Origin of the sequence: Methylobacillus glycogenes JCM 2850 (genome assembly GCF_000617925.1) — a bacterium.
Classification (GTDB): Bacteria; Pseudomonadota; Gammaproteobacteria; order Burkholderiales; family Methylophilaceae; genus Methylobacillus; species Methylobacillus glycogenes.
Genome location: NZ_BAMT01000001.1, coordinates 201,983 through 228,096, shown reverse-complemented (window position 1 = coordinate 228,096; position 26,114 = coordinate 201,983). Strand labels below are relative to the sequence as shown.

Genomic DNA, 26,114 nt, shown 5'->3' with positions numbered 1-26,114 from the left:
CAGCCAGCAACTGGCCAACTTAAATATGTCTATGCAATAGGCCAATCAAACAGGGCTAAACAATCAATCATGGAATTTGAATACTGGTGGCTACTCGCCCTCCCCCTCTTCTTCACGCTGGGCTGGCTTGCCGCACGCGTGGATATCAATCAGCTGCTGACCGAATCCACCGCCCTGCCTGCGGCTTATTTCAAGGGTCTGAATTTCCTCATTAGCGATCAGCACGACAAAGCCATAGAAGCTTTCATTGAGGCAGTGCAAGCCAATGCGGAATCCATGGAGCTGCACTTTGCGCTGGGCAGCCTGTTCCGCAGGCGTGGCGAAGTAGATCGCGCGATACATTTACACCTCAGCCTGCTAGAGCGCAAAGAACTGCCAGAACAGCAAAAACAGGCAGTGATGGCAGAACTGGCGCAGGATTATCTCAAGGCGGGTTTGTTTGACCGGGCCGAGGAATTGTTTACCTCGCTGCATGACAGCCGCTACAAGCAGACCGCTTTGCGCGCCCTGCTGGAAATTTATATACGCGAGCGCGAATGGAACAATGCCATCAAGAGTGCGGTTGATCTGGAGCGCCTGTCTGGCATTTCCTTCCGTAAAGAAGTGGCGCAGTTCCACTGTGAAATCGCCATGAAAGCCATCCTGGAACACGATAGCCATAGCGCTCGTCATGCCCTGGATATGGCCATAGAGGCCGACAAGCGCTGCGCCCGCGCCAATATCATGCTGGGTGATCTGGAAGCCGCCAATGGCAACCACAAGCTCGCCATCTCCTTCTGGAAGCGTGTGGAATTCCAGCAATCTGAATACCTGGGCCTGGTGGCGCCCAAACTGCTCAATAGCTACAAGGCCTTGGGCAGCTTGGACGAAGGCATCGCCGTGCTCAAAGGCTATTTGCAAACCTATAAGCTCCCTTCCATCCTCAATCTCGTCTATGAAACCACCTTGACGGAAGAAGGCCCGGCCAGCGCCGAAGCCCTGGCGCGTGAAGAACTCAGCCGCAAGCCCAGCCTGCAGACCTTGGATCAGTTTTTGCGCGCCCAATCGCAGCTGGAAGGCGCCAACCAGCAGGATGCCCTGCTGATGCAACAAACCGTACGTTACGCTATAGGCAATCGCAGTGCGCATTACTGTGACCAATGTGGCTTCCGTGCGCGTAACTTCCACTGGCAGTGCCCAGCCTGCAATGCCTGGGAATCCCTCTCACCTGAAAGCAAGGAATCCGCGATATGACCATAGCCTCCTCTGACCCCAAGATCGTTGTTGCACTCGACTATGCCAGCGCCAGCCCGGCACTGGCCTTGGCGGCACAACTCGATCCTGCACTGTGCCGGGTCAAGGTGGGCAAGGAGTTGTTTACGGCAGCAGGTCCGGCCCTGGTGGAGCAACTGGTCAGCCAGGGTTTCGGTGTATTTCTTGATCTCAAATTCCATGACATCCCCAATACGGTAGCCAAGGCCTGCGAAGCCGCCAGTCGTTTGGGGGTATGGATGCTCAACGTGCATGCGTCTGGCGGCAGCAAGATGATGGAAGCCGCGCGAGAAGGCGTGGAAAGAAGCGGTCAGCAGCCCTTGCTGATTGCGGTCACGGTGCTCACCAGCATGGATCAGGCTGACTTGCAGCAACTGGGGATAGAGACGCCGCTGGAGCAGCATGTGCTGCGTTTGGCCAAGCTGACACAAGCTGCTGGCTTGGACGGTGTGGTGTGTTCGGCGCAAGAAGCTCCAGTGCTGCGTCAAGCGCTGGGCCAGGATTTCAAACTGGTTACTCCGGGCATACGCCCTGCCGAAGCCAGCCTGGATGATCAAAGCCGGGTTGCCACGCCAGCAGAAGCGCTGGCCTTGGGCTCTAGCTATCTAGTGATAGGCCGCCCAATTACCCAGGCAGCAGATCCGCTGCAAGCACTACGGCAGATTGATCTGAGCATTAGTAACTAGTCTTCATTAAGCTCCTGAATGTAATCAATATTTTGTTGAACCCGGCTAACGGCAGGGATATGATGGCCAAACTCGCAATAAGCAATTGACAATAGTAAATAGTAAAAATGCGAGTGTGCATCAACATCTTTTCAACAACTGTTTGGGAGTGTCTGCATCATGAATAAAAACATCATTATTGCCGCCCTGATGGCGATTGGATTGTCCTGCCCTGCTTTTGCCGCCGTTGATCTCAACAATGCCAGCGTGACCGAGCTGGAATCCGTCAATGGCATAGGGCCTGCCAAGGCTCAGGCCATCGTTGATTACCGCAAGGCGCACGGCAATTTTAAAAGTGTGGATGAGCTGGATAATGTGAAGGGATTTGGCAAGAAAAGCGTGGATAAACTCAAAGGTGAGTTCACCGTGGGTGCTGCCAAACCCGCAAAAGCAGATAAGCCTGCGGCAGCGAAAACTGAAAAGAAAGCGGACTGATACCTACCCGTTTTAGCCTAGCGATGCTAGGCTGAAAATTTGCAGAAGCAGGCGTAAAAAAACCCCAGGTAAAAACCTGGGGTTTTTGTTTATTTGACGCGCATACCAGGCTGCGCACCACTGTCCGGACTGAGGATATAAGGCCCGCCGCGCTCATCGCTGGCCGCCAGCACCATGCCCTCGGAAAGACCAAACTTCATCTTGCGCGGTGCCAGATTGGCCACCATTACTGTCAGCCTGCCTTTGAGACTTTCTGGGTCATAGGCAGACTTGATGCCAGCAAATACCTGGCGTGGCTGGTCCTCACCTATATCCAGTGACAAACGTAGCAGCTTCTCTGCGCCTTCCACATGCTCAGCATTCACAATACGTGCGATGCGCAAATCCACCTTGCTGAAATCATCGATGCTGATGTAGTTATCAGCCTCTTGCTTATCGTCAGTGACTTTAGCGCCAGTGGCCTTGGCAGCAGCTGGCTGGGCGCTAGCTTGCACGTTCGCAGTTGGCTGCAGCGATTCCTTATTGGCTTCCACCATGGCTTCTACATGCTTGGGGTCTATACGCGTGATCAGGTGATCATACGCAGCAATGACATGGCCATCAGCCAGCGGCGTTTGCAAATCCTGCCATTGCAGTGCGTCCACCTGCAAGAAGCGCTCTACCTGCGCTGCAAGACTAGGCAGCACGGGTTTGAGGAACACGGTCAGGTCACGGAATAAACGAATGGCCGTGCTGCAAACGCGGTGTAATGCGGCCTCCTGGCCTTCCTGCTTGGCCAAATCCCAGGGCTTTTGCTCGGCGATATATTGATTGATGCGATCAGCAAATGCCATGATTTCACGCAAGGCGCGCGCATAGTCCCGCGCTTCAAACGCCTGCTTGATTTCATCGGCAATGCGCAATGCACCCCCAGTGATTTCTACATCCGCTTCAGAAGCCCCCAGCTTGCCGCCAAAGCGCTTGTTGATGAACCCTGCGGTACGGCTGGCGATATTGATGTACTTGCCTACCAAATCGCTATTCACGCGGGCGATAAAGTCCTCAAGATTGAGGTCTATATCCTCCATCGTGCCATTGAGCTTGGCGGCATAGTAATAGCGCAAATACTCTGGGTTCTTCACATGCTCGAGATAACTACGCGCAGTGATGAAAGTGCCGCGTGACTTGGACATTTTCTCGCCATTCACGGTCAGGAAACCATGGGCAAAAATCTGCGTAGCTGTCTATAGCCCGAGTATTTCAGCGTGGCAGGCCAGAACAAGGCATGGAAATACAAAATATCCTTGCCTATGAAGTGATAAAGCTCGGTGCTGCTATCAGCCTTCCAGTATTCGTCAAAATCCAAACCTGTACGCTCGCACAGGTTTTTGAAACTGGCCATATAGCCTATAGGCGCATCCAGCCAGACGTAGAAATACTTGCCTGGCGCATCAGGAATTTCAAAGCCAAAGTAAGGCGCATCACGGGAGATATCCCAGTCTGACAAGCCAGAGGCAAACCATTCGCCCATCTTGTTGGCGGCTTCGGCCTGCAAGGTGCCAGAGCGGGTCCATTGCTTGAGAAACTCCTCGCACTCGCTGAGCTTGAAGAAGTAATGCTCGGTTTCCTTGCGGACAGGGGTTGCACCCGAGACGGCAGAATACGGCGCTATCAGCTCGGTGGGGCTATAAGTCGTGCCGCACACCTCGCAAGAGTCGCCGTATTGATCCTTGGCATGACACTTGGGGCACTCACCTTTGATAAAACGATCCGGCAGGAACATCTGTTTGACCGGGTCGTAATATTGCTCAATGGTGCGCGTGGCAATTTTGTCATTGGCTTGAGTGCTTTATAGATGCGGCTGGATAACTCGCGGTTTTCCGGGGCATTGGTCGAGTGATAATTATCAAAGCGCACGAGGAAATCGCTGAAATCCGCGTAATGCTCGGCATGCACCTTGGCAATCAGCGCTTCAGGGGTGATGCCCTCTTTCTCTGCGCGCAGCATGATGGGCGTGCCATGGGTATCATCGGCACAGACGTAATGCACCTGATGCCCCTGCATCTGCTGGAAACGCACCCAGATATCGCTTTGTACATACTCCACCATATGGCCAAGATGTATGCTGCCGTTGGCATAAGGCAATGCGGAGGTAACCAGGATTTTGCGTGGGGTGTTCAGAGTGTTTCCAGACATGGTTTGACTAATTGGCGACAAGATAATCTTGCATTCTAGCAAAACAGCGCTGTTTCACATAAGCAATCCGCTTGCGCTAGAATGCCCTATTACCGATTGAGCAGGAATGTCTGTCATGCCCCTTAGCGAGACCCAGGTCCAGGATGCCCTCAGAAGCCTGATAGACCCCAACACTGGCAAAGATTTTGTCGCTGGTAAATCTGTGCGTCATCTCAGCATCAATGGTGGCCATGTCACGGTAGAGATCGTGCTGGACTACCCAGCGCAAAGCGTAATTGCCGAAATCAGACAACTGGTGGAACAACAAATCCGCGCCCTGCCCGAGGTCAGCAATGTCACCGTAGGCGTCAGCAGCCGCATTGTTTCGCACAAAGTACAGCGTGGCGTGCCTTTGATTCCCAATGTCAAAAACATCATTGCCGTGGCTTCTGGCAAGGGCGGTGTGGGCAAATCCACCACCGCGGTCAACCTGGCCCTGGCCTTGGCCGCCGAAGGGGCGCGTGTAGGCATACTGGATGCCGATATCTACGGCCCCTCGCAGCCGCAAATGCTGGGGCTGAGTGGCAAGCCCGAAAGCAGTGATGGCAAGAGCATGGAGCCGCTGGAACATTACGGCATACAAGCTATGTCCATAGGTTTCCTGGTTGATATTGATACCCCCATGGTCTGGCGTGGCCCTATGGTAGTCGGTGCGCTGGAACAATTGCTGCGCGATACGCGCTGGAAAGATCTGGATTATCTGGTGGTAGACCTGCCACCAGGCACGGGCGATATTCAGCTGACGCTGGCGCAAAAAGTGCCTGTCACAGGTGCCATTATCGTCACCACGCCGCAGGATATTGCGCTGCTGGATGCGCGCAAGGGACTGAAAATGTTTGAGAAAGTCGGCATTCCGATTCTGGGCATCGTAGAGAACATGAGCACACATATCTGCTCAGCCTGCGGCCATGAAGAACACATCTTTGGCGCGGGTGGCGCTGCCCGCATGTGTGCAGACTATCAGACAGAATTACTCGGCAGCTTGCCTTTGGATATCCGCATTCGCGAACAGACGGATGGTGGCAAACCTACAGTAGTGGCAGAACCGCAAAGCCAGATTGCAGCCACTTACGGCCAGATCGCCCGCAAGGCCGCCGTCAAGCTGGCAGGCTTAAGCCAGGATTACAGCAATAAATTCCCCAATATTGTTATCCAGAATTCTTGAGTTCTAGCAGATTCAGGCCAGATAAATTTAGGCCTGGAGTTGGCAATGCGGGAATTGGAATTACTGGAAGACTGAATTCAGCACGACAAAACAGCCCGATCAGGATTCGCATCCTGATCGGGCTTCAAAGCTTGTGCTTAGAAATTAACCCCAAAGACGTAAATATCCACGCCGTTGCGCGGCTTGATCACGCTCGCAGGGATATTTTCCCCACGACGCCATTGATCTACCGCCTCTTGCTTGCCCGCGCCAGTGACAAAAAACACCACTTCGCGCGCTTGGCTCAAACGGCTGGCACTGATGGAAACCCGCTCTGCCGGGGGCTTGGGTGCGCCAAACACGGGCAAAGCAGCACGGCTTTCATCCCATTGATGACCAGGGAACAGGCTGGCGGTATGACCATCCTCGCCTAAACCCAACAACACCAGATCGAACTCTCCTACAGTCGCGAGTGTCTCTTCATAGCGCTTGGCCCCTTCCTCCGGGCCAAGCTCAGCCGGAATATCGTGGATTTGTGCAGATGGAATTGCAACATCCTTGAGCCAGGCTTCGTGCGCCATCAGGCTGTTACGTTCTTCGTGCTCAGGGGGCAGGCAACGGTCATCGCCGTAGAACACATGCCACTTGCTCCAATCGGTCTCAATCTTGGGGAGCAACTGGTAAATGCTCTTGGGGGTGCTGCCACCTGCCAGCACTATGCTGAATTTTCCGTGTCTGGCGATGGCATTGCGCGCCGCTTCTTCTATGTGCTGCACTGCGCTGCAATAGAGCGCTTCCTGGGCGGTGAACACCTGCCATCGGCTTACCTGGTTATTGATCACCAGGGACTGTGTTGTATTTTGCATGATATAAAACCTTCACGTTATAATTGGCTGGCTACACGCTGATCTTAATTATCAACTAAGTTCATCTTACCCCAAAAGTCTTACCCAAAAGGAAGATGGCATTATCCTCATCAAGGAAATCTCAATGAAACTCGCAATGATAGGTCTGGGCAAAATGGGTGGCAATATGACCCGCCGCCTGCTGAAACACGGTATCGAAGTCGTCGGTTTTGACTTCAACCAGGAAACCGTGAATCAGATCTCCCTGACCAACGGCATGATCCCCGCTAACTCGGTGGAAGATGCTGTGGCAAAACTTTCGGGCGAACCCCAGAAAGTAGTCTGGCTGATGCTGCCAAGTGGCGACATCACTGAAAACCAGATCAAGGATCTGGTGCCCCTGCTCAACAAAGGGGACATCATCGTTGACGGTGGTAACTCGAATTACAAGCACAGCCAGCGCCGTGGTGCCTGGTTGGCTGAACAAGGCATACAGTTTATTGACTGTGGTACTTCCGGCGGCATCTGGGGCCTGGAAAACGGCTACTGCCTGATGTACGGTGGCAGCAAGGAAGCCGCAGACGTGATTGACCCAATTGCCAAGGCGCTCACGCATGAAGATCGTGGCTGGGCACATGTTGGCCCTGTCGGTTCTGGCCACTTTACCAAAATGATACATAACGGTATTGAATACGGCATGATGCAAGCTTTTGCAGAAGGTCTGGATCTGCTGAAAGGCAAGGAAGAATTCGGCCTTGATCTGGCCCAGATTACCGAGTTATGGCGTCATGGTTCCGTGGTACGCAGCTGGCTGCTTGACCTGACCGCTGAAGCATTGGCACATGATCAGGAACTCTCAAGCATTGCTCCCTATGTTGCAGATTCCGGTGAAGGCCGCTGGACTGTCGTTGAAGCCGTGGATCAAGGCGTGGCAGCACCCGTGCTGACCGTGGCCTTGCAAGCACGTTTCAGAAGCCAGGATTCCAAGGGCTATAGCTACAAGCTGCTGTCGCTGATGCGTAATGCGTTTGGTGGTCACGCAGTCAAAACCAAGTAACACCTCCCAGAGGCCATGCCTAGGCATGGCCCTTTATGATATCAATCCTATTTAGAGAACACTGAATGAAAGTCATAGATCCTTGTACCCTGGTATTGTTTGGTGCCAGCGGCAATCTTTCCCGCATCAAGCTGATGCCCGGTTTGTTCCGTCTGGACCAGGCTGGCCGCTTGCCCGAGAAGATGACAATTCTGTCCGTCGGTCGCAGCCCAGTTTCCCGCGAGGACTGGCTGGCTGATATCAAGGGTATGCTGGATGCCAAGTTCAAGAATGGCTATGACCAGGAAGTGTTCAAGCGCTTTATTGCGCGTCACCAATATCATGCCAATCCACCGGATGATGCTCAGGCCTTTAACCGCCTGAAAGAAACCCTCTCCAACGAGGCCATTTTCCCGCAGAACCTGGCTTATTTCCTCTCCGTACGTCCTTCCGATTTTGCCACCATTGTCGAGCAACTGGCTGGCGTAGGCCTGACCCAGGAAGACAAGTACTGGCGCCGTGTGGTGGTTGAAAAGCCTTTTGGTACCGATCTCAAGTCGGCACAAGAGCTGCAATCCTCCATCACCAAGCACCTCAAGGAAAGCCAGATCTACCGTATCGATCACTACCTTGCAAATCCGCGCTGCAAAACATCATGCTGCAACGCTTTGCCAATGCCATCCTTGAACCACTGTGGAACAAGGATCATATCGATCACGTACAGATCACCAATACCGAACAACTGGGCGTGGGCGAGCGTACGCAGTTCTACGACGCCACTGGCGCTTTGCGTGACATGATTCAAAGCCATGTGCTGCAGACCCTGGCGCTGACCGCCATGGAGCAGCCTGCGTCTTTGAGCCCGGACGATATCCGCGATCAGAAGATCAAGGTGCTGGAAGCCATACGTCCTATCCCTGTGCAAGAACTGGAAAAGCACGCCTTCCGTGCGCAATATGCCGCAGGTGAAGTCAAGGGCGAAAAAGTCCCTGGCTATCTGGAAGAGCTGGGCGATAGCAGCAGCGTGGTAGAGACTTACGCCGCCCTCAAGCTGTTTATCGACAATCCACGCTGGCAAGGTGTGCCCTTCTATATTCGTACCGCCAAGCGTCTGCACGAAGCTGATACCCGTATTGCTATCCGCTTCAAGAAGGCTCCGCTGCAACTGGGCAGTGGTCAGGATCAAAACTGGCTGATCATAGGCATACAGCCACGTGAGTGCATCAAGCTGGAAATCCAGTCCAAGATTCCTGGTTTGGACATTGCCACCCGCACCATAGAGCTGGACGGTGCCAACCGCCAAGAAGGTGACGAAACCATTGATGCTTATGAAGCCTTGCTGCTGAACCTGATGGAAGGCGACAACTCCCTCTATCTGCACATCAGCGAAGTGGAAGCACAATGGCGTCTGGTAGACCCTGTGATTGAAGCCTGGGCCAAGGATAAAAAGCCTGTGCATCAGTACCCTGCAGGCAGCCGCGACCCAGAAGCATCGAAAGTGATTTTCGAGCATCAAGACCAGTTCTGGCGCTACAGCATTGCGCTGGGCGGCGACCAGTAAGCGTTTTATCCCCATAACCCTAATAAAAGCGCAGTTTCACGCGTGACTTTCAGGCTGCTGCCATCACTGGCAGTGGCACTGAAGCCGTCACCCGCAAACTCCGCTTTTTTGTCTTTCTAGCGAAAGCGCATCATGAGCATAAAATCTGACAAGTGGATACGTCGCATGGCGGAGCAGCACGGCATGATAGAGCCGTTCGAGCCTACGCTAATCCGCGAACTGAATGGCGAGAAAATTGTTTCCTATGGCACGTCCAGCTATGGCTACGATATTCGCTGTGCCAATGAATTCAAGGTGTTTACCAACATCAACAGCACCATTGTCGACCCGAAGAATTTCGACCCCAATTCTTTCGTCGAATTTAACAATGACTTCTGCATCATCCCGCCCAACTCGTTTGCCCTGGCGCGTACTGTGGAATATTTCCGCATTCCGCGTAGCGTGCTGACGGTTTGCTGGGTAAATCGACGTATGCGCGTTGCGGCATCATCGTCAATGTCACGCCGTTTGAACCTGAGTGGGAAGGTTATGTCACGCTGGAATTCAGCAACACCACCCCGCTACCCGCCAAGATTTATGCGGGTGAAGGCTGCGCCCAGGTGCTGTTCTTTGAGTCTGATGAGGAATGCGAAACTTCCTACAAGGACAGAGGTGGCAAGTACCAGGGCCAGGTAGGCGTGACCCTGCCCAAGATTTAAGTAACATCTAAATTTTCGGCGTGTTTCCCCGTGTCGTGCGCGTTCATATGAATCGCGATTGAGTGTGCTATATTGCGCTTTTTTTAAATTGGGCAGCCTTTAGGAGGCCTCATGAAATTCCGTTTCCCCGTCGTCATCATTGATGAAGATTTCCGCTCAGAAAACTCTTCTGGCCTAGGTATCCGCGTGCTGGCCAAGGCCATTGAGGATGAAGGCTTTGAAGTGCTGGGTGTTACCAGTTATGGTGATTTGACTTCATTTGCCCAGCAACAGAGTCGCGCCTCGGCTTTCATTCTGTCTATAGACGACGAGGAATTTGTCGAGGAATCACCACACGCGCTGGAAAACCTGCGCAAGTTTGTGGATGAAATTCGCTTCCGCAATGAGGAAATTCCTATTTTCCTGCACGGTGAAACCCGCACCTCGCGCCATATCCCCAATGAAATCCTGCGCGAACTCAACGGCTTTATCCATATGTTTGAGGATACGCCAGAGTTTGTTGCACGCTATATCGTGCGTGAAGCCCGTACCTATCTGGATAGCCTGCCACCGCCCTTCTTCCGCGCGCTGACACATTACGCGGCCGATGGCTCTTACTCCTGGCATTGCCCAGGCCACTCTGGTGGCGTCGCCTTCTTGAAATCGCCTGTGGGCCAGATGTTCCATCAGTTCTTTGGCGAGAACATGCTGCGCGCCGATGTCTGCAATGCGGTGGATGAACTTGGTCAACTGCTGGATCACACCGGCCCGGTTGCTGCTTCCGAGCGTAACGCGGCACGCATTTTCAACTGTGATCACTTGTACTTCGTCACCAATGGCACCTCGACTTCCAACAAGATCGTCTGGAACTCCACGGTAGCGCCGGGCGATGTGGTGATTGTGGATCGTAACTGTCATAAATCAGTGTTGCACTCCATCATCATGACGGGGGCTATTCCCATCTTCCTGATGCCTACCCGCAACCACTTTGGCATTATTGGCCCTATCCCCAAGGAAGAATTCTCCTGGGAAAACATCCAGAAAAAGCTGGAAGCCAATCCATTCATTGGTGATAAAACCGTCAAGCCACGCGTGCTGACCATTACACAATCGACTTACGATGGTGTGTTGTACAACGTGGAAGAAATCAAGGAATTGCTGGACGGCAAGATAGATACCCTGCATTTCGATGAAGCATGGCTGCCGCACGCCACCTTCCACGATTTCTATGGCGATTACCACGCCATAGGCGCAGACAGACCACGTTGCAAGGACTCCATGGTGTTCTCCACCCAGTCCACGCACAAGCTGCTGGCAGGACTGTCACAAGCTTCGCAAATTTTGGTGCAGGACGCTCAAGATACCCGTCTGGATAGAGACCTGTTCAATGAAGCCTATCTGATGCACACCTCTACCTCTCCGCAGTACTCCATCATCGCTTCTTGCGATGTGGCTGCCGCGATGATGGAAGCGCCAGGCGGCACCGCCCTGGTGGAAGAATCCATCATGGAAGCGCTGGATTTCCGCCGCGCCATGCGCAAGGTAGATGAAGAATGGGGCAGCGACTGGTGGTTCAAGGTCTGGGGCCCGGATGACCTCTCAGAAGAAGGCATAGAAGAGCGCGAATCCTGGATGCTCAAGGCCGGGGAACGCTGGCATGGCTTTGGCAATTTGGCCGAAGGTTTCAATATGCTGGACCCGATCAAGGCCACCATCATTACGCCCGGGCTGGATGTAGACGGCGCGTTTTCTGACGAAATCGGCATTCCTGCGGCTATCGTCACTAAATACCTGGCGGAGCATGGGGTGATTGTGGAGAAGACTGGGCTTTACTCCTTCTTCATCATGTTCACCATAGGCATTACCAAGGGCCGCTGGAACACCATGGTAACTGCCCTGCAGCAGTTCAAGGATGATTACGACAAGAATCAGCCGCTATGGAAGGTGTTGCCTGAGTTCATTGCCAAACACCCACGCTATGAGCGTATAGGTCTGCGCGACTTGTGCGACCAGATTCACGAAGTCTACCGCGCCAATGATGTGGCTCGTCTGACCACTGAAATGTATTTGTCCAATATGGTTCCGGCCATGAAGCCTACCGATGCTTTCGCCAAGGTGGCGCATCGCAAGATAGACCGCGTATTGATTGATGATCTTGAAGGCCGCATCACTGCCGTACTGTTGACGCCCTACCCGCCCGGCATTCCTTTGCTGATCCCGGGTGAGCGTTTCAACAAGGTCATCATCAACTACCTGCGGTTTGCACGTGAATTCAACGAGCGCTTCCCTGGCTTTGAAACCGATGTGCACGGCCTGGTTAAGGAAGTGGTGGACGGCAAGGCGCATTACTATGTGGACTGCGTGGAAAACTAAGACTAGCCCCACTCACGTTTGCCGCAAGCGTTGAATTTGGATGACACCTGGCCCGGAAACGGGCCAGGTCGTTGTGACTGAGGCAGTTTGAAGGCTAGCCGCGCTTGAATTTACGCTAGCAAGGCCCCACGCTATCGCTCATAAGTGACATAGCTGAATGGCAGGCCATTTTCTGCCACATGCGATTCCCTGGCTGTTTCCTGCCATGTACTAAGGTCAAATGCAGGTAAAAAAGCATCGCCCTTAAATTCCGCATCAATCTCGGTCAGATATAAACGTCGCGCCAATTTCACCCCTTGCTGGTAAAGCTCGGCACCGCCGATCAGAAATGGCTCATCGTCATGTTGTGCCAATGCCACCGCAGCCTCTAGGCTATGGGCAATCAATGCCCCTTCAACCGCATAGTCGGTATTGCGGGTAACAATCACCGTGGTACGGCCTGGCAGTAATCGATTGAGAGACTCGTAAGTCTTGCGGCCCATGATGATATGGTGACCTGTGGTTAAGGCACGAAAACGTTTGAGATCCTCAGGCAAATGCCAGGGCAATGTATTGTTGAGGCCGATCACGCCACCGCGCGCTACGGCCACTATCATGGATAAAGTCGTCATGGCGCACATTATACTGACTTTGCCCCCAGCCCTAGACCCAAGAATTTGTCTAGGTAAAAACTCCCGGCAGCGACTAGCTGCACGTCTGGTGTGCTTGTAAGACATACTCCGCTGCCCGCTACCGCGCTAATGGTTTACCATTAAGCGCGGATTTTATCCGCACCAGATTTTTCCACTAACAAGATCAAGAATCGGAAGACACATTTGCAGCTAGCCTATCCAAAATCCTTCCTTAAACTCCTGCTGATCGGCTTTGCCCTGGCCATGCTGCCTTTGCTGTTCGCCTTTGGTAATGCAGCGCTGTATCTGGACCGCTTGGCAACCCAGAGCCGGGATACCGTCACCCAGGCCGTGCAAGCCACGCGTGCGAGCCGCGCCTGGTAGAACAAATCACCTTTATGGAGCGCAGTGCCCGCCAATACTTTGTGCTGGAAGATGCATTGCTGCTGGACAACTACGAGCGTGCGCACGAGAAATTTGTTGATGCGCTGGAGGATTTAGACCTGTTGCCCATGAGCAGTCGACAAAAACAGGCTTTGAACAATCTCAGCAAGCAAGAGCTCATGGTGTTCGACAACATCATGCAGCACCCTGCTGCTGCCACCTCTGCTGAGGAAGTCGTCAGCCATTTCGGTGATCTGGGTGCACAGGCGCAGGATATTCTGGATGAAAACAACAGGCAGATAGACCGGGAATCCGCCATCCTGGCAGAAACCGCAGAGCGCACTCAACAGATTATGCTCTGGCAGACATTGACCTTGATTCCGGTGGCCTTGTTGGTTGGCCTGATTATTACCTTTTTAGTCGCCCAACCCATACGCCATATGGATGCAGCGATACGCAAGCTGGGCGAAGGCGACTATACCGAACCCATCAGCATCGATGGGCCTGGTGACTTGCGTAACCTGGGTGAACGGCTGGATTGGCTACGCGCACAACTGAACGAGCTGGAGCAACAAAAGCAGCGTTTTTTGCGTAATGTCTCGCACGAACTCAAGACCCCATTGACCGCCATCCGTGAAGGCAGCGAATTGCTCAGTGATGAAGTGGGCGGCGCCTTGACGCCACAGCAAAGAGAAATTGCGGGCATCTTGCGTGAAAGCAGCCTGCGCTTGCAGAAAATGATAGAAAACCTGCTGAGTTATACCGCAGTGCAATTCCATACACCCCAGCTAAAATTGGAAACGATTGCGCTACCCAAACTTGCCGAGGAAATATTGGCAGATTACTCCCTCAGCATTGCCAACAAGCAGATAGACATACAACGTGATTTCTTTCCCACCGAGATCGAAGGCGACCGCGAAAAAATTCACTCCATCATCGATAACCTGATCTCCAATGCGGTGAAATACACCTCGCAATCCAGCCCTATCCGCATCAGCATCACCCAGCAATCCGGCCATGCATTATAGAAGTGCATGATGGCGGCCCTGGCGTCATGGCAGCAGACAAGGCCAAACTGTTTGATCCCTTCTATCGCGGCGATGGTGTTTATGAAAGCCTGGTCAGCGGTAGCGGCCTGGGCTTATCGATTGCCCGCGAATACGTTGATGCCCATGGTGGCGAAATTATTCTTCTACCTACAGAACGCGGTGCGCATTTCCGCGTTTCACTCCCACTGAAAGCTGTGACCTCATGAAACCCAAGTACCTCTTCCCCCCCTTAGCCGTATGTGTGTTGCTGTCAGCCTGCGCCCATCAAGCAAACCAGCCCCTGCCATTGAGCATGAAACCAGCAAAGTCATCTCCCACACGCCTAGCAGCACTAAAGAGATTGTAGAAACCCGGGCCGCCAGCCTGTTAGAATTCTCAAGTGATTTCAATGATCTAGGTTTAGAGGCGCAAAAAAAGGAATTAGCGCTGATTTTGCAAAAAATTGCCGACCATCACGATGAAATCCAGCAAAAAGCCCGTGCCGCGCTGATCTATGCCCACCCTGGCAGCCGACTGCGTGATGCACTCAAGGCACAACCCTTGCTTGAAGAGTTGGCACGTGAAAAACGCCTGAGCAAGGAAGAGCGCACCATCATCTCCCTGCTCAAGGATAATGCAGCTGAAATCAGCAAGCTGAATCAGCGCATACGCGAGGAACAAAAACGTTCTGACGATAACCAGCAAAAGGCCGATGCCTTGCAGCAAAAGCTGGACGAACTAAAGAAAATCGAGAGGACCATGATGCAGAAATCACTAAAAGACCCGGGACGGAGCAGTAGTAAATGACGGAAGTCCTGAAGAAAATCCTGACGGTAGATGATGACCCCGACATACTCAAACTGTTGGGCATGCGGCTCAAGGCTGCAGGCTATCAAGTCATCTCCGCCAGCAACGCAGAAGAAGCACTGTCGCAAATTGCCATCAGTCGTCCCAGCCTGGTGATTACCGACCTGCGCATGCCCGGCATGGATGGCATGGCCTTGTTTGATGTGATCCACAAATCCGACCCTGCGCTACCCGTCATCATGGTGACCGCGCACGGATCCATCCCCGAGGCTGTGGATGCCACCCAGCGTGGCGTATTCGGCTTTCTTACTAAGCCTTTCGACAGCAAATCCCTGTTGCAGCAGGTAGAAGCCGCCTTGCGCATAGGCACAGGGGCACTCTCAGATCAGGATAGCGCTGAAGATCAGGAATGGCGGCGGGATATCATCACGCGCAGCCCGCAGATGGAAAACCTGCTGGGCCAGGCCAAGCTGATGGCCATCTCCGATGCCAGCGTATTCATTCAGGGTGAAAGCGGCACTGGTAAGGAATTATTGGCGCGTGCCATTCATGAAGCCAGCCCACGCAAAGGCCAGGCTTTTATTGCCATCAATTGCGGTGCCATCCCCGAAGCCTTGCTGGAGTCTGAACTGTTCGGCCATAGCAAAGGCGCATTTACTGGTGCGCTACGCGATCACAAGGGCTTGTTCCAAACCGCCCATGGTGGCACCTTATTCCTCGATGAAATCGGTGATATGCCGCTGCCCTTGCAAGTCAAACTGCTACGCGCGCTGCAAGAGAGAGCCATACGTCCGGTAGGCTCCAGCACCAGCATCAGCATTGATGTACGCGTGATCTCGGCCACCCACCGTAATCTGGCTGAAGAAATGAAGGCTGGCCGCTTCCGCGAAGATCTTTACTACCGTATCAACGTCGTCGGTCTGGAGATCCCCTCACTGGCAGCACGGCGCGAAGATATATCCCTGCTCGCCAACTCCTTCCTCAATCAGCTGACGACCAAATACCGCAAGAAACTCAATGGCTTTGCGCCAGAAGCTCTGGAACTGCTGATTGCGGCTCCCTGGCCAGGCAACGTACGGCAATTACAGAACATCGTAGAACAGACCGTCGTTTTATGTACCACGCCATTGATACCTGCCACCCTGGTTCAAAAGGCGCTGCAAGAAGATATAGGCGGCATAGTGCCATTTGAAGTCGCGCGTAAGAATTTTGAGCGCGATTACTTGGTCAAGCTGCTCAAAGCCACCAATGGCGGCGTTACCCAGGCCGCACGCCTGGCGCAACGTAACCGCACCGAGTTTTATAAACTCCTGCAACGCCACCAATTAACGCCTGCTTTATTTAAAAACGACAGTCCTGGCGTCTGATGTCTCCGAGGGGAGACTTAATTTTCATATAATAATCATAAACTTAAAATCATGACATTTTATCTGTCTCAAAATTGAGACAGATAAAATGCCTACTGCCCCAGCACAAAAATCATCAAGCCATTGATTTAATTGAAATAAATAAAGTTGGCACACTCTTCGCTATATCTTTGTAAACCTCATCCGTAGCCGAGCACAACAAATCAGCTACCAAGCCAGATTGGCAGATGAAGAAAAACAAGATTAATCGTTGGGAGTAAAAACATGGCGAGCAATATCAAGAAAACCCATCCCATGGTACTAGTGGCGGCCACTGCACTCACAGTATTCAGTTTGCTAGGCAGCGCAGCCATTACAGGCCTGCTCCCGACCGTACATACTTATAGACCAGATCTGGCACAGGAATTAATCAGCGATCCCAATGCCGCGATGGTTATTAACAGCGCCACACAACAGCGCTTTAACGTAACACCGCAGGCACCTGCAATTAAGACATGTAATGAGTGTGGGACTATTGTCTCCATCCGCGCTCTAGAGGATGATATTGCCAACGTCTATGAAATTGATCGTGATCGTGCTCAGCATGCCCCTAAACTGGGTCACGCCACCTACATCATCAAGGTCAAGATGGATAATGGCAGCTTGCACACCGTCACACAGAACAAAGCACCCAGATTGACAGTTGGTGATCTGGTGAAGCTAAAAAGCGGGCATTTGGTGAATACCTAGTTAGTACTTAAGTATTTGCCCATCGCCTAAACAAGCTCCTCACAGCAGGCCTTTATCCTCCCCGAGAAGGTCTGTTTTTTTTACACCAAAAACAAAGCCCTGCAATTGCAGGGCTTTGTTTTTATCTCTTGGTTTTTAAATCTATAGCAGCTCACTGGCTGCTCAACTCATCTTACCTTAGGCTGTGGTATTCACATTCTGGCCCAGATGTGAGGGCAGATTAGCTGGGCTAGGCAAGGCTTGAATCAAAGACAAGGCATTGGAAGAACTGATGTCCAGGGCCTTCTTCAATACGGTCATCCCCACCTCTGCCTGTAGCTTGGTGTTAGACATTTGAGTCGCAACATTGGCAATTGCAGTTACATCCATGGCTTACTCCTGGTTCTTAACAAGTCTTTACCTAAGTATTAACGGCGCTAGGTGGTTAGTCTTTAATGAGCTTGAGCAAAAAAACTATTTAGGTAGACTCAGAGAGGGCTAGCTTGTGTAGGATGAGGGCTGGGTGAGACATTAGCTTTCTGGTTACGGCTTTGATTGCGATGAGATAGCGACCTTGCCCATAGCGTTTGCAGCTAGCAAGCTAATCCACCCTCAATCTATAAACGACAGGCAAAAAAAACGCTCCCTAGGGAGCGTTGACTGTCCGTCCAGTCGTAAAACTTTTATTCCTTACCGATTTGGTAGAACTCTTGATGAGCTTCTACAATCTTGCCAGTAGTCGCATCAACTTCTACCTTGAACTCTTTGCCATCCTTGGTCTTGATATCGAACTCGTAGGAAGCAGCGCCGTCCTTTTCGATTTCGTATTCAACTTCGGTGATTTCACCTGGGTGAGCAGCCAGTGCAGTCTTGCGAGCATCTGCTTCGCTAACCTTGGCTTTTTCCTTGAACAGAGGGTGATCAGCGGAATCAACTTCTTGTTCGATTTCTACAATCTTGCCGGAGTTGGCATCGCACTCTACATCCCAGGCAGTGCCATCCTTGGCTTCGATATCAAATTCGTAAACTGGGGTCTTGCCTTCCAGCTTGTACTCAACCTTGACCACATTACCAGCCTTGGCTTGCAGGGCTGCGTGCAGGCATTTTTCCAGACCAACCTTGTTCTTGGGGAATTCGTGATGGTCAGCCAGGGCTACGCTGCTGGAAACTGCCAATACAAGTGCGCTCAATGCAAATACGGTGTTTTTCATTTTTATGTCTCCATTCGTTAATAAACCGGAGGCCATTATAAAATAAAAAAAATGAAAATCGGGAGAAACTCCCATTGAATATGACAAAAAACTAGTATAGCGATAAGTCGCTAAAACTTTCCTGCCAGCGCCATCTCGCTCAATTGATGTGCTTCTTTTGGCTGACTGAAGAAGAAGCCTTGCACCAAGTCGCTACCCTGCTCTTGCAAGAACTGCAGCTGGGCCCGTGTTTCCACGCCCTCGGCCACCACTTCCAGCTTAAGGCTATGCGCCATCTGGATAGTGGCTGTGGTAATCGCCACATCATCGGCATCATGCGGAATATCGCGTATAAAACTACGATCAATCTTCAAACGGCTCACCGGGAAACGCTTGAGATAAGCCATGGAGGAGTAACCCGTACCAAAGTCATCAATCGCCAGCTCCAGACCCATGGCCTTGAGGTTATTCAGGCGAGTAATGGTGCTTTCGGCATCTTCCATCAACACGCTTTCGGTGATTTCCAGCTCCAGCATGCTGGTATCCATGCGCGTGGCTTGCAGAATTTGGGTGATGGTAGCCAACAAGTTTTCCTGGCGGAACTGGCGGCCAGAGAGGTTGACACTCATGCGCAGCAGCAGGCCCATTTCTTTCCATTCCATGGCCTGCCTACAGGCTTCGCGCAGCACCCACTCGCCTATGGGCACAATCAAGCCAGTTTCTTCTGCCATGGGGATAAAGCTCCCCGGCATCAGCAAGCCGCGTTGTGGGTGATGCCAGCGTATCAGGGCTTCCACGCCTATCAATTTATTGCCGGGCAGGCCAATCTGCGGTTGATAGTAAAGCTCAAACTGCCCATGCTCCAGCGCAGCCCGCAACTCACTTTCCAGCACCAGGCGCGTAGAGCTTTTGTGATGCATTTCCACCGAGAACATCTGGAAGTTGTTCTTGCCCCGGCTCTTGGCGTAATACATGGCAGCATCTGCATCACGTAATAGGTGCGCGGCATCTTCACCATCATAGGGGTAAAGACTGGCCCCTATGCTGACGCCTATATAGAGATTGCGACCATTGATCACGATAGGTGCAGTCAACGCGCTGATAAAGCGATTGGCGATCAGCTGCACATTTTCTACATCGGCCTGCTGGCTCAATATCATGCAAATTCATCGCCGCCAACCCGATAGACCACATTGGAAGGCCCAGCCGCTGACACCAAGCGCTGCGCCACCAAACGCAGCAATTTATCGCCAACGTCATGGCCCAGGCTATCGTTAATTACCTTGAAATCATCGAGGTCAAACACCAGCAGCGCCAGCATGGTGTTGTTATTGCGCGCTTCATGCAGCAGCGTCTGAAAACGCTGATTGAAGGCATGACGGTTGAACAGATCAGTCACCGTATCGTAATTGGCAAGAAAGCCAGCACGCTCCTCCGCACTGTGCACCGCCCGCTGCAAACGATTGAGCAAGCTGGCCGCAGCAAACAACGTCACCAGCATTACCATCACCGTGGTGCCTATATACCAGAGCAACTGTGTATAAAGACGCTTGAGGTTGGCGCGCAGATATAGCACCCCTATCTGCATGCTTCATACATCACAGGCTGCCAGACTTCGCTCTTATGCAAATCCGTGCCCTGCTGATGCTGCATCAAACCGCGCATCTGCAAAGCCTGCGGCAGGCTGCCCTTGCGTTTATATTCGGCAAATATATTTTGTTGCGCGCCATACAGCACTGCGGCATCAATTTCCGGCGAGGCTGCCAGGCTAGACAACACCTCAGTGGCCACCTCCCGCTCCCCTGCCACCAGCGATTGCGCAATATTGTGCGCCATGATGCGCATCTGCACCTGCATGTTATTGGTCATGCTATTGCGCAAGGAGGCGTACTCCATGCCCACCAATGAGAAAGTCGCAATCAACAGGGCCAGACCTACGGCCAGAATATGTGCCATTCGCAACATGGTGGGTGCAGCTTGCTTATCAGACATTACTAAACCCAAAAATGGCCGAGCTTATTAAGTCATGTTTCGGCAAACACAAAATAGCTGGCAGGCAGCGCGCACTACCTAGCGCCTGCATTGCAACTGCATGAAGGGAGAAACTGAAACGCATGGTTAAACTTGCTAAACGGCCACTGGCGCCTTGATTGCAGGGTGAGATTGATAGTTTTCCAGCGTGAAATCTTCAAAGCGGAAGCCGAAGATATCCTGCACTTCAGGATTCAAGTGCATGCTGGGCAAGGGATATGGCGTGCGCGACAACTGCTCGTTCACCTGATCTAGATGGTTAAGGTAGATATGCGCATCACCCAGGGTATGCACAAAATCCCCCAGCTTGAGGCCACACACCTGCGCCACCATCATGGTTAACAAGGCATAAGAGGCAATATTAAAAGGCACACCAAGGAAGATATCGGCACTACGTTGATAAAGCTGACAGGACAGCTTGCCATCCGCCACGTAGAACTGGAAAAACGCATGGCAAGGCGGCAGTTTCATCTGTTCAATATCCGCCACGTTCCAGGCAGAAACAATCAGCCGACGTGAGTCTGGATTGCGCTTGATGGATTCCACCACTTGCGTGATTTGGTCAATATGGCTGCCATCAGGCTTGGGCCAATTGCGCCACTGATAGCCGTAAACCGGGCCGAGGTTGCCCTGGGCATCCGCCCACTCATCCCAGATGGTCACGCCATGCTGCTTGAGGTAATCAATATTGGTGCTGCCCTGCAAAAACCATAGCAGCTCATGAATAATCGACTTCAGATGCACCTTTTTGGTGGTCAGCAGCGGAAAACCCTCTGCCAGGTTAAAGCGCATCTGGTAACCAAACACAGACAAAGTGCCAGTGCCGGTGCGGTCTTCCTTCTTGTGGCCGTGTTCCAGCACATGGCGCACTAGGTCGTGGTAGACCTTCATGACATCTCCTGATTATTCAATATGAGCAACAATAAAGGCTTTGATCGCGTCGGTATCCGCGTCCATCACCTCAAAACGCTGTGGTAGCTGCTCCAGCCCTTCCAGGCTGGCAGGGCGTTGTGGCTTGTGACCCAGCGCTTCAACAATGGCATCTTCAAACTTGGCGGGCAGCGCAGTTTCCAGCACCAGCATGGGCGTGTCTGCGCTTCTGTGCTCCAGCGCCACCTTGAGGCCATCAGCGGTGTGGGTATCGATAGTCACGCCATACTGGGCTTGGGTTTGCTTGATAGTCTGCATGCGGTGCGCATGATTGCTGCTGCCAGAAACAAAGCCATAATCTGCCACCTTGGCAAACCAGCCATCGGCATTGAGATCAAAAGCACCGCCTGCATCTACCTTGCTCCACAGCTCACGCACCTTGGCACCATCGCGGCCAACCAGGTCAAACACAAAGCGCTCAAAGTTGGAGGCCTTGGAGATATCCATGGAAGGGCTGGAGGTGTGATAGGTATTGGCAGAGCCACGTGGGCGATAAACCCCAGTGCGGAAGAACTCATCCAGCACATCGTTTTCATTGGTGGCCACTACCAGCTTGTCTACAGGCAAGCCCATCATGCGCGCCACATGGCCAGCACAGACATTGCCGAAATTGCCAGAGGGCACAGCAAAACTGACCTTTTGGCTGTTATCGCTAGTGACCGCGAAATAACCCTTGAAGTAATAAACCACCTGCGCAGCAACACGTGCCCAGTTGATGGAATTAACTGCGCCTATCTTGTGATTGGCCTTGAACTGATGATCATTGGAAACCGCCTTGACGATGTCCTGGCAATCATCAAACACGCCTCTGACGGCAATGTTATGAATATTCTCATCCTGCAAACTAAACATCTGCGCAGTCTGGAAACGGCTCATTTTCTGGTGTGGTGACAACATGAACACATTCACGCCCTGCTTGCCACGCATGGCGTACTCGGCAGCAGACCCGGTATCGCCAGAAGTGGCACCAAGAATATTGGTAGTTTCACCTTTTTTCGCCAGCACATACTCAAACAGATTGCCGAGCAATTGCATGGCCATATCCTTGAACGCCAAGGTGGGGCCATTGGAGAGTGACAGCAGGTACAAGCCCTGCTCAAGCTCCAGGGTAGGCGTGATATCTTCGGCGTTCTGGCCTGGGCGCGCAAAAGCGTAGACTTCGGCCCTGTAGGTACGGTCAACGATATCGCGCAGATCAGCCGCAGGAATATCATCCACCAGGCGGCTCAAGATGGTGTAAGCCAGATCGCGGTAATTCATGCCGCGCATGGCGCTCAGGTCAGCAGCGCTAAACTGCGGGTAAGCCTCGGGCATATACAAGCCGCCATCCGGGGCCAGGCCACCAAGCAGAATTTCACTGAAGCTGAGTGCGGGCGATAGTCCGCGTGTAGAGATATATTTCATGGCTTGCATTGCTGCGGCATCAATCTCAGCCGCAGACCTTTCCTGTTTATCTGCTGAGTTCTTCCATATGCAGGCGTGTCACCTTGCCCACGATAGCGCTTAGGCCTTCGATAGCGGCAATCGCCGCATCCATATTTTTCTCTACCGTCACATGCGTGAGAATGATGATATCGGCCTGATCTTCGCCCTCTTGTGGCTCTTTCTGGATCATGGCGTCTATGGAAATATCTCTATCACCCAGAATGCGTGTGACATCGGCCAACACACCTGCCTTATCCAGCGCACGCAGGCGCAGATAATAAGCACTGCTGATTTCGCTGATAGGCAAAATAGGCAGATCAACCAATTGATCTGGCTGGAAGGCCAGATGTGGCACGCGCTGCAAGGCATCGGCACTATGCGTGCGGGTGACATCCACAATATCGGCAATCACTGCACTGGCCGTAGGCTCGGCACCAGCACCAGCGCCGTAATACAGCGTGGGGCCTACCGCATCACCCTTGACCAATACCGCATTCATGGCGCCATTCACATTGGCAATCAGGCGCTTTTCAGGAATCAGCGTGGGGTGCACGCGCAACTCCACACCCTTATCGCTGCGCTTGGTAATGCCCAGCAACTTGACGCGGTAGCCCAGCTCTTCAGCATAACGGATATCCAAGGCATCCAGCGTACTAATGCCTTGCACAAAGGCTTTATCAAACTGCATGGGGATACCAAAGCCTATGCCTGCCAAAATCATCAGCTTGTGCGCAGCATCTATACCTTCAACGTCAAAGGTCGGGTCAGCCTCGGCATAACCCAGGCGCTGAGCTTCCTTCAGCACATCGGCAAAGGTCAGGCCTTTTTCACGCATTTCTGAAAGAATAAAATTGGTGGTGCCGTTGATAATGCCGGCTATCCATTCAATACGATTAGCCGCCAGGCCTTCACGCACCGCTTGATAATGGGGATGCCCCCAGCCACAGCCGCTTCAAAGGCAACAATCACGCCTTTTTTCTGCGCCGCCGCAAAAATCTCGTTGCCATGCAGTGCAATCAGCGCCTTATTGGCGGTGACCACATGCTTGCCGTTTTCAATGGCCTTCAGCACCAACTCACGGGCAATGGTGTAGCCGCCAATCAACTCAACCACGATATCGATATTAGGGTCAGTCACAATGGCAAAAGCGTCGTCGGTGACTTCTACCTTGCCTTGGGTGATTTGTTTAGCCAGCTCCAGGTTGCGGTCGGCAACGCGAGTAATCGCAATGGGGCGACCAGCGCGGCGGGCGATTTCTTCCTGATTACGGGTGAGTACTGTATAGGTACCGCCACCGACAGTACCTATGCCTAGCAAACCAACATTGATGGGTTTCATTCGGGTTTCAAATCCTTGCTTTTCAATCTTGTGGCTACAGCCGTGCCAGGTCAGGCCTGCACGTTCTGCTTCTTGTCTTTATGGGCTAATTCTTTGCTTGAGGTGTTAGAAACAAGCGAAATAGTGCTGTGCTGCTTGCGATAATTTTCCAGGAAGCGCGCAATACGCGTCATCGCCTCGGTCAAATCATCCACATTAGGCAGGAACACCACACGGAAGTGGTCTGGGGCATGCCAGTTAAAGCCCGTGCCTTGCACCAACAGCACCCGCTCTTCCAGCAATAGATCAAGGATAAATTGCTGATCATCCTCTATCGGGTAAATCTTGGGGTCTAGGCGTGGGAACAAATACAGCCCGGCCTTGGGCTTCACACAGCTCACGCCAGGAATCTCGGAAAGCATTTTATAGGCCAAATCACGCTGCTTGCACAACCTGCCAGTCGGCGCCACCAAGTCATCTATGCTCTGATAACCGCCCAGCGCGGTTTGAATGGCCAACTGCCCAGGCACATTGGCACACAAGCGCATGGAGGCCAGCATATTCAGCCCCTCGATATAATCCTTGGCGTGACGCTTCTCGCCAGAAATCACCAGCCAGCCCGCGCGATAACCACAGGTGCGGTAGTTCTTTGACAAGCCGTTGAAAGTGACAAACAGCACATCATCAGCCAAAGACGCTACCGAGGTATGCGTATTGCCGTCGTAAAGCACCTTGTCATAAATTTCATCGGCAAAAATCACCAGCCATGATGGCGGGCAATCTCAATAATGCCTTGCAGAATCTCAGGCGGGTACAACGCGCCAGTAGGATTATTTGGGTTGATCAGCACAATACCGCGGGTATTGGCGGTGATCTTGTTTTCGATATCCTTCAAATCTGGCATCCAGCCAGACTGCTCATCACAGAGATAATGGCGCGCAGTACCACCAGCCAATGTCACAGCCGCAGTCCACAAAGGATAGTCGGGCATGGGCACCAGCACTTGGTCACCGTTATTGAGCAAAGCCTGCATGGACATCACAATCAGCTCAGAAACGCCGTTGCCTATGATGATGTCATCTATGCCTACCCCGCGAATATTCTTCTGCTGGGTGTAATGCATAATCGCCTTGCGCGCGGCAAACAGGCCTTTGGAATCGGTATAGCCAGATGCGCCATCCATATTGCGGATGACATCTTGCAGAATTTCCTCTGGCGCTTCAAAGCCAAAAGGCGCAGGGTTGCCGATATTGAGCTTGATAATGCGCTGGCCTTCTTCTTCCATTTCCTTCGCTCGTGCCAATACCGGGCCACGAATGTCGTAGCAGACGTTATTGAGCTTGCTGGATTTGGAAAGTGGTTGCATGGTGACCCGCAGGATAAAGGTGTTGGCGAAATGTGCTATCTTACCTTGAGTTGCCATGCAATTGAAGCGCGCTAACATCTGGAAGCCATGGTAATCCACTGACTTTTCCAGCATTTGCTTACAACAACCACTCGCTTAACACATCATGAAATTTCATCTTACCCAAGCTGCAGGCTTCCAGCTCATCACCGCTTATGGCGATGGCTGGGTTGAGGTCAACCACAGCCGTCATGAGCGCAGCCTGATTGTATTACCCGGCACCTTGATCACCGACTGGCAGGCCAGTGAATTTGATCTGCTGGATGTGGAAAGCTTACGCCCAATACTAGAACTCAAACCCGAGGTGGTGCTACTGGGCACGGGCAGCCGCCACCGCTTTTTACACCCCGCCAAAAGCCGTGAATTGACAGCAGCTGGCATCAGCCTGGAATCCATGACCACAGAAGCCGCCTGCCGTACTTATAACATCCTGATGGCAGAAGGCCGCCAAGTGGCCGCTGCCTTGTTGATCTAGGCTGTAACCAAGCGACTTAAAAACCCAAGCGAGCAAAGCCTCAAACCACCCCACCCCTGGCGGCCCCTCTGCCGCCACTGCCCACACTGGGCAAATTCTCAGATGTGCAAAACCCAGACACAGCCTTGGCTGGCAGCCATCTGATACTATAAAAATACCCAAAACTGCATCTGTA

The 26,114-nt window shown here is 52.5% G+C and carries 20 protein-coding genes and 6 pseudogenes; 15 read left to right on the top strand and 11 right to left on the bottom strand.

Going from position 1 to position 26,114, the window contains the following annotated elements:
- Positions 1–69 precede the first annotated feature (69 nt).
- The 3 genes from lapB to JCM2850_RS01045 all read left to right on the top strand — a co-directional run bounded on the left by lapB (position 70) and on the right by JCM2850_RS01045 (position 2,411).
- On the top strand, positions 70–1,233 hold the full coding sequence (lapB, locus tag JCM2850_RS01055) for a lipopolysaccharide assembly protein LapB (RefSeq protein ID WP_199898223.1): 1,164 nt from the start codon (positions 70–72) through the stop codon (positions 1,231–1,233).
- Positions 1,230–1,937: an orotidine-5'-phosphate decarboxylase gene (pyrF, locus tag JCM2850_RS01050; RefSeq protein WP_025869443.1), complete on the top strand. Its 708-nt coding sequence runs from the start codon at positions 1,230–1,232 to the stop codon at positions 1,935–1,937. The genes lapB and pyrF overlap by 4 nt, the downstream gene beginning before the upstream one ends.
- 159 nt (positions 1,938–2,096) lie before the next feature.
- Positions 2,097–2,411 carry a ComEA family DNA-binding protein gene (locus JCM2850_RS01045; RefSeq protein WP_025869442.1) on the top strand — a complete coding sequence of 105 codons (315 nt, stop codon included), beginning with the start codon at positions 2,097–2,099 and terminating at the stop codon, positions 2,409–2,411.
- 89 nt (positions 2,412–2,500) lie between these two features.
- Here the strand turns inward: JCM2850_RS01045 and metG are convergent.
- Positions 2,501–4,586: pseudogene (gene metG / locus JCM2850_RS16230) on the bottom strand (methionine--tRNA ligase).
- 115 nt (positions 4,587–4,701) lie between these two features.
- Here metG and apbC point away from each other — a divergent pair.
- Positions 4,702–5,790, top strand: a complete 1,089-nt coding sequence (gene apbC / locus JCM2850_RS01035; protein ID WP_025869441.1) for an iron-sulfur cluster carrier protein ApbC — start codon at positions 4,702–4,704, stop codon at positions 5,788–5,790.
- 137 nt (positions 5,791–5,927) lie between these two features.
- On the opposite strand, the gene pgl is transcribed toward apbC, so the two are convergent.
- The gene (gene pgl / locus JCM2850_RS01030) at positions 5,928–6,635 is read right to left on the bottom strand and encodes a 6-phosphogluconolactonase (protein WP_081774913.1); all 708 of its coding nucleotides are present in this window, start codon (positions 6,633–6,635) and stop codon (positions 5,928–5,930) included.
- 124 nt (positions 6,636–6,759) lie between these two features.
- Between pgl and gnd the strand changes: the two genes are divergently transcribed.
- The 4 genes and pseudogenes from gnd (at position 6,760) to JCM2850_RS01010 (ending at position 12,261) form a co-directional block, all read left to right on the top strand.
- Entirely contained in the window at positions 6,760–7,671 is a 912-nt protein-coding gene (gene gnd / locus JCM2850_RS01025; protein ID WP_025869439.1) for a phosphogluconate dehydrogenase (NAD(+)-dependent, decarboxylating), read from the top strand.
- Between the two features lie 65 nt (positions 7,672–7,736).
- Positions 7,737–9,211 (top strand): annotated as a pseudogene (zwf, locus tag JCM2850_RS16225) (glucose-6-phosphate dehydrogenase).
- 132 nt (positions 9,212–9,343) lie between these two features.
- Positions 9,344–9,909: pseudogene (gene dcd, locus JCM2850_RS16220) on the top strand (dCTP deaminase).
- 111 nt (positions 9,910–10,020) lie between these two features.
- On the top strand, positions 10,021–12,261 hold the full coding sequence (locus tag JCM2850_RS01010) for an arginine/lysine/ornithine decarboxylase (protein WP_025869438.1): 2,241 nt from the start codon (positions 10,021–10,023) through the stop codon (positions 12,259–12,261).
- A gap of 131 nt (positions 12,262–12,392) precedes the next feature.
- On the opposite strand, the gene JCM2850_RS01005 is transcribed toward JCM2850_RS01010, so the two are convergent.
- Positions 12,393–12,872 carry a dihydrofolate reductase gene (locus tag JCM2850_RS01005; RefSeq protein WP_025869437.1) on the bottom strand — a complete coding sequence of 160 codons (480 nt, stop codon included), beginning with the start codon at positions 12,870–12,872 and terminating at the stop codon, positions 12,393–12,395.
- A gap of 204 nt (positions 12,873–13,076) precedes the next feature.
- On the opposite strand from JCM2850_RS01005, the gene JCM2850_RS22205 reads away from it, so the two are divergent.
- The 6 genes from JCM2850_RS22205 (at position 13,077) to JCM2850_RS00985 (ending at position 17,187) form a co-directional block, all read left to right on the top strand.
- On the top strand, positions 13,077–13,256 hold the full coding sequence (locus JCM2850_RS22205; protein ID WP_234406012.1) for a hypothetical protein: 180 nt from the start codon (positions 13,077–13,079) through the stop codon (positions 13,254–13,256).
- Positions 13,257–13,270: 14 nt separating this feature from the next.
- Positions 13,271–14,284, top strand: a complete 1,014-nt coding sequence (locus tag JCM2850_RS16215) for a sensor histidine kinase (RefSeq protein WP_234406011.1) — start codon at positions 13,271–13,273, stop codon at positions 14,282–14,284.
- Positions 14,221–14,511: a sensor histidine kinase gene (locus tag JCM2850_RS22200; RefSeq protein ID WP_369384817.1), complete on the top strand. Its 291-nt coding sequence runs from the start codon at positions 14,221–14,223 to the stop codon at positions 14,509–14,511. The genes JCM2850_RS16215 and JCM2850_RS22200 overlap by 64 nt, the downstream gene beginning before the upstream one ends.
- 226 nt (positions 14,512–14,737) lie before the next feature.
- The gene (locus JCM2850_RS22195; RefSeq protein ID WP_234406010.1) at positions 14,738–15,091 is read left to right on the top strand and encodes a hypothetical protein; all 354 of its coding nucleotides are present in this window, start codon (positions 14,738–14,740) and stop codon (positions 15,089–15,091) included.
- Positions 15,088–16,458: a sigma 54-interacting transcriptional regulator gene (locus JCM2850_RS00990; RefSeq protein ID WP_025869435.1), complete on the top strand. Its 1,371-nt coding sequence runs from the start codon at positions 15,088–15,090 to the stop codon at positions 16,456–16,458. The genes JCM2850_RS22195 and JCM2850_RS00990 overlap by 4 nt, the downstream gene beginning before the upstream one ends.
- Before the next feature lie 264 nt (positions 16,459–16,722).
- Entirely contained in the window at positions 16,723–17,187 is a 465-nt protein-coding gene (locus tag JCM2850_RS00985) for a hypothetical protein (RefSeq protein ID WP_025869434.1), read from the top strand.
- 177 nt (positions 17,188–17,364) lie between these two features.
- Here the strand turns inward: JCM2850_RS00985 and JCM2850_RS00980 are convergent, their stop codons facing one another.
- The 8 genes and pseudogenes from JCM2850_RS00980 to JCM2850_RS16200 all read right to left on the bottom strand — a co-directional run bounded on the left by JCM2850_RS00980 (position 17,365) and on the right by JCM2850_RS16200 (position 25,425).
- On the bottom strand, positions 17,365–17,556 hold the full coding sequence (locus JCM2850_RS00980) for a YjfB family protein (RefSeq protein ID WP_025869433.1): 192 nt from the start codon (positions 17,554–17,556) through the stop codon (positions 17,365–17,367).
- Positions 17,557–17,849: 293 nt separating this feature from the next.
- The gene (locus JCM2850_RS00975) at positions 17,850–18,377 is read right to left on the bottom strand and encodes a PepSY domain-containing protein (protein ID WP_025869432.1); all 528 of its coding nucleotides are present in this window, start codon (positions 18,375–18,377) and stop codon (positions 17,850–17,852) included.
- A 110-nt stretch (positions 18,378–18,487) separates the two neighbouring features.
- Positions 18,488–19,713, bottom strand: a pseudogene (locus tag JCM2850_RS23680) (putative bifunctional diguanylate cyclase/phosphodiesterase); the annotation flags it as partial.
- A gap of 221 nt (positions 19,714–19,934) precedes the next feature.
- Positions 19,935–20,348, bottom strand: a complete 414-nt coding sequence (locus JCM2850_RS00965) for a CHASE sensor domain-containing protein (RefSeq protein WP_025869431.1) — start codon at positions 20,346–20,348, stop codon at positions 19,935–19,937.
- A 135-nt stretch (positions 20,349–20,483) separates the two neighbouring features.
- Positions 20,484–21,278, bottom strand: coding sequence for a thymidylate synthase (locus JCM2850_RS00960; protein WP_025869430.1), 795 nt, complete (start codon positions 21,276–21,278; stop codon positions 20,484–20,486).
- 12 nt (positions 21,279–21,290) lie between these two features.
- A complete protein-coding gene (thrC, locus tag JCM2850_RS00955; protein WP_025869429.1) occupies positions 21,291–22,721 on the bottom strand; it encodes a threonine synthase in 1,431 nt (476 codons plus the stop codon).
- 46 nt (positions 22,722–22,767) lie between these two features.
- A pseudogene (locus tag JCM2850_RS16205) lies at positions 22,768–24,080 on the bottom strand (homoserine dehydrogenase).
- A gap of 50 nt (positions 24,081–24,130) precedes the next feature.
- Positions 24,131–25,425: pseudogene (locus tag JCM2850_RS16200) on the bottom strand (pyridoxal phosphate-dependent aminotransferase).
- A 145-nt stretch (positions 25,426–25,570) separates the two neighbouring features.
- On the opposite strand from JCM2850_RS16200, the gene JCM2850_RS00940 reads away from it, so the two are divergent.
- Complete coding sequence (locus tag JCM2850_RS00940) at positions 25,571–25,939, top strand: Mth938-like domain-containing protein (protein WP_025869428.1); 369 nt, start codon at positions 25,571–25,573, stop codon at positions 25,937–25,939.
- The last annotated feature ends 175 nt before the right edge of the window (positions 25,940–26,114 follow it).

What these genes read in the sequence shown, in the direction of transcription:
- pyrF (WP_025869443.1), top strand. Translation starts at nt 1,230, where the DNA reads ATGACCATAGCCTCCTCTGACCCCAAGATCGTTGTTGCACTCGACTAT.
- JCM2850_RS00975 (WP_025869432.1), bottom strand. Translation starts at nt 18,377, where the DNA reads ATGAAAAACACCGTATTTGCATTGAGCGCACTTGTATTGGCAGTTTCC.
- JCM2850_RS00965 (WP_025869431.1), bottom strand. Translation starts at nt 20,348, where the DNA reads ATGTCTGATAAGCAAGCTGCACCCACCATGTTGCGAATGGCACATATT.
- JCM2850_RS00960 (WP_025869430.1), bottom strand. Translation starts at nt 21,278, where the DNA reads ATGAAGGTCTACCACGACCTAGTGCGCCATGTGCTGGAACACGGCCAC.
- lapB (WP_199898223.1), top strand. Translation starts at nt 70, where the DNA reads ATGGAATTTGAATACTGGTGGCTACTCGCCCTCCCCCTCTTCTTCACG.
- JCM2850_RS00985 (WP_025869434.1), top strand. Translation starts at nt 16,723, where the DNA reads ATGGCGAGCAATATCAAGAAAACCCATCCCATGGTACTAGTGGCGGCC.
- thrC (WP_025869429.1), bottom strand. Translation starts at nt 22,721, where the DNA reads ATGAAATATATCTCTACACGCGGACTATCGCCCGCACTCAGCTTCAGT.
- JCM2850_RS00990 (WP_025869435.1), top strand. Translation starts at nt 15,088, where the DNA reads ATGACGGAAGTCCTGAAGAAAATCCTGACGGTAGATGATGACCCCGAC.
- JCM2850_RS00980 (WP_025869433.1), bottom strand. Translation starts at nt 17,556, where the DNA reads ATGGATGTAACTGCAATTGCCAATGTTGCGACTCAAATGTCTAACACC.
- JCM2850_RS16215 (WP_234406011.1), top strand. Translation starts at nt 13,271, where the DNA reads ATGGAGCGCAGTGCCCGCCAATACTTTGTGCTGGAAGATGCATTGCTG.
- pgl (WP_081774913.1), bottom strand. Translation starts at nt 6,635, where the DNA reads ATGCAAAATACAACACAGTCCCTGGTGATCAATAACCAGGTAAGCCGA.
- JCM2850_RS01045 (WP_025869442.1), top strand. Translation starts at nt 2,097, where the DNA reads ATGAATAAAAACATCATTATTGCCGCCCTGATGGCGATTGGATTGTCC.
- apbC (WP_025869441.1), top strand. Translation starts at nt 4,702, where the DNA reads ATGCCCCTTAGCGAGACCCAGGTCCAGGATGCCCTCAGAAGCCTGATA.
- JCM2850_RS01005 (WP_025869437.1), bottom strand. Translation starts at nt 12,872, where the DNA reads ATGACGACTTTATCCATGATAGTGGCCGTAGCGCGCGGTGGCGTGATC.
- gnd (WP_025869439.1), top strand. Translation starts at nt 6,760, where the DNA reads ATGAAACTCGCAATGATAGGTCTGGGCAAAATGGGTGGCAATATGACC.
- JCM2850_RS00940 (WP_025869428.1), top strand. Translation starts at nt 25,571, where the DNA reads ATGAAATTTCATCTTACCCAAGCTGCAGGCTTCCAGCTCATCACCGCT.
- JCM2850_RS01010 (WP_025869438.1), top strand. Translation starts at nt 10,021, where the DNA reads ATGAAATTCCGTTTCCCCGTCGTCATCATTGATGAAGATTTCCGCTCA.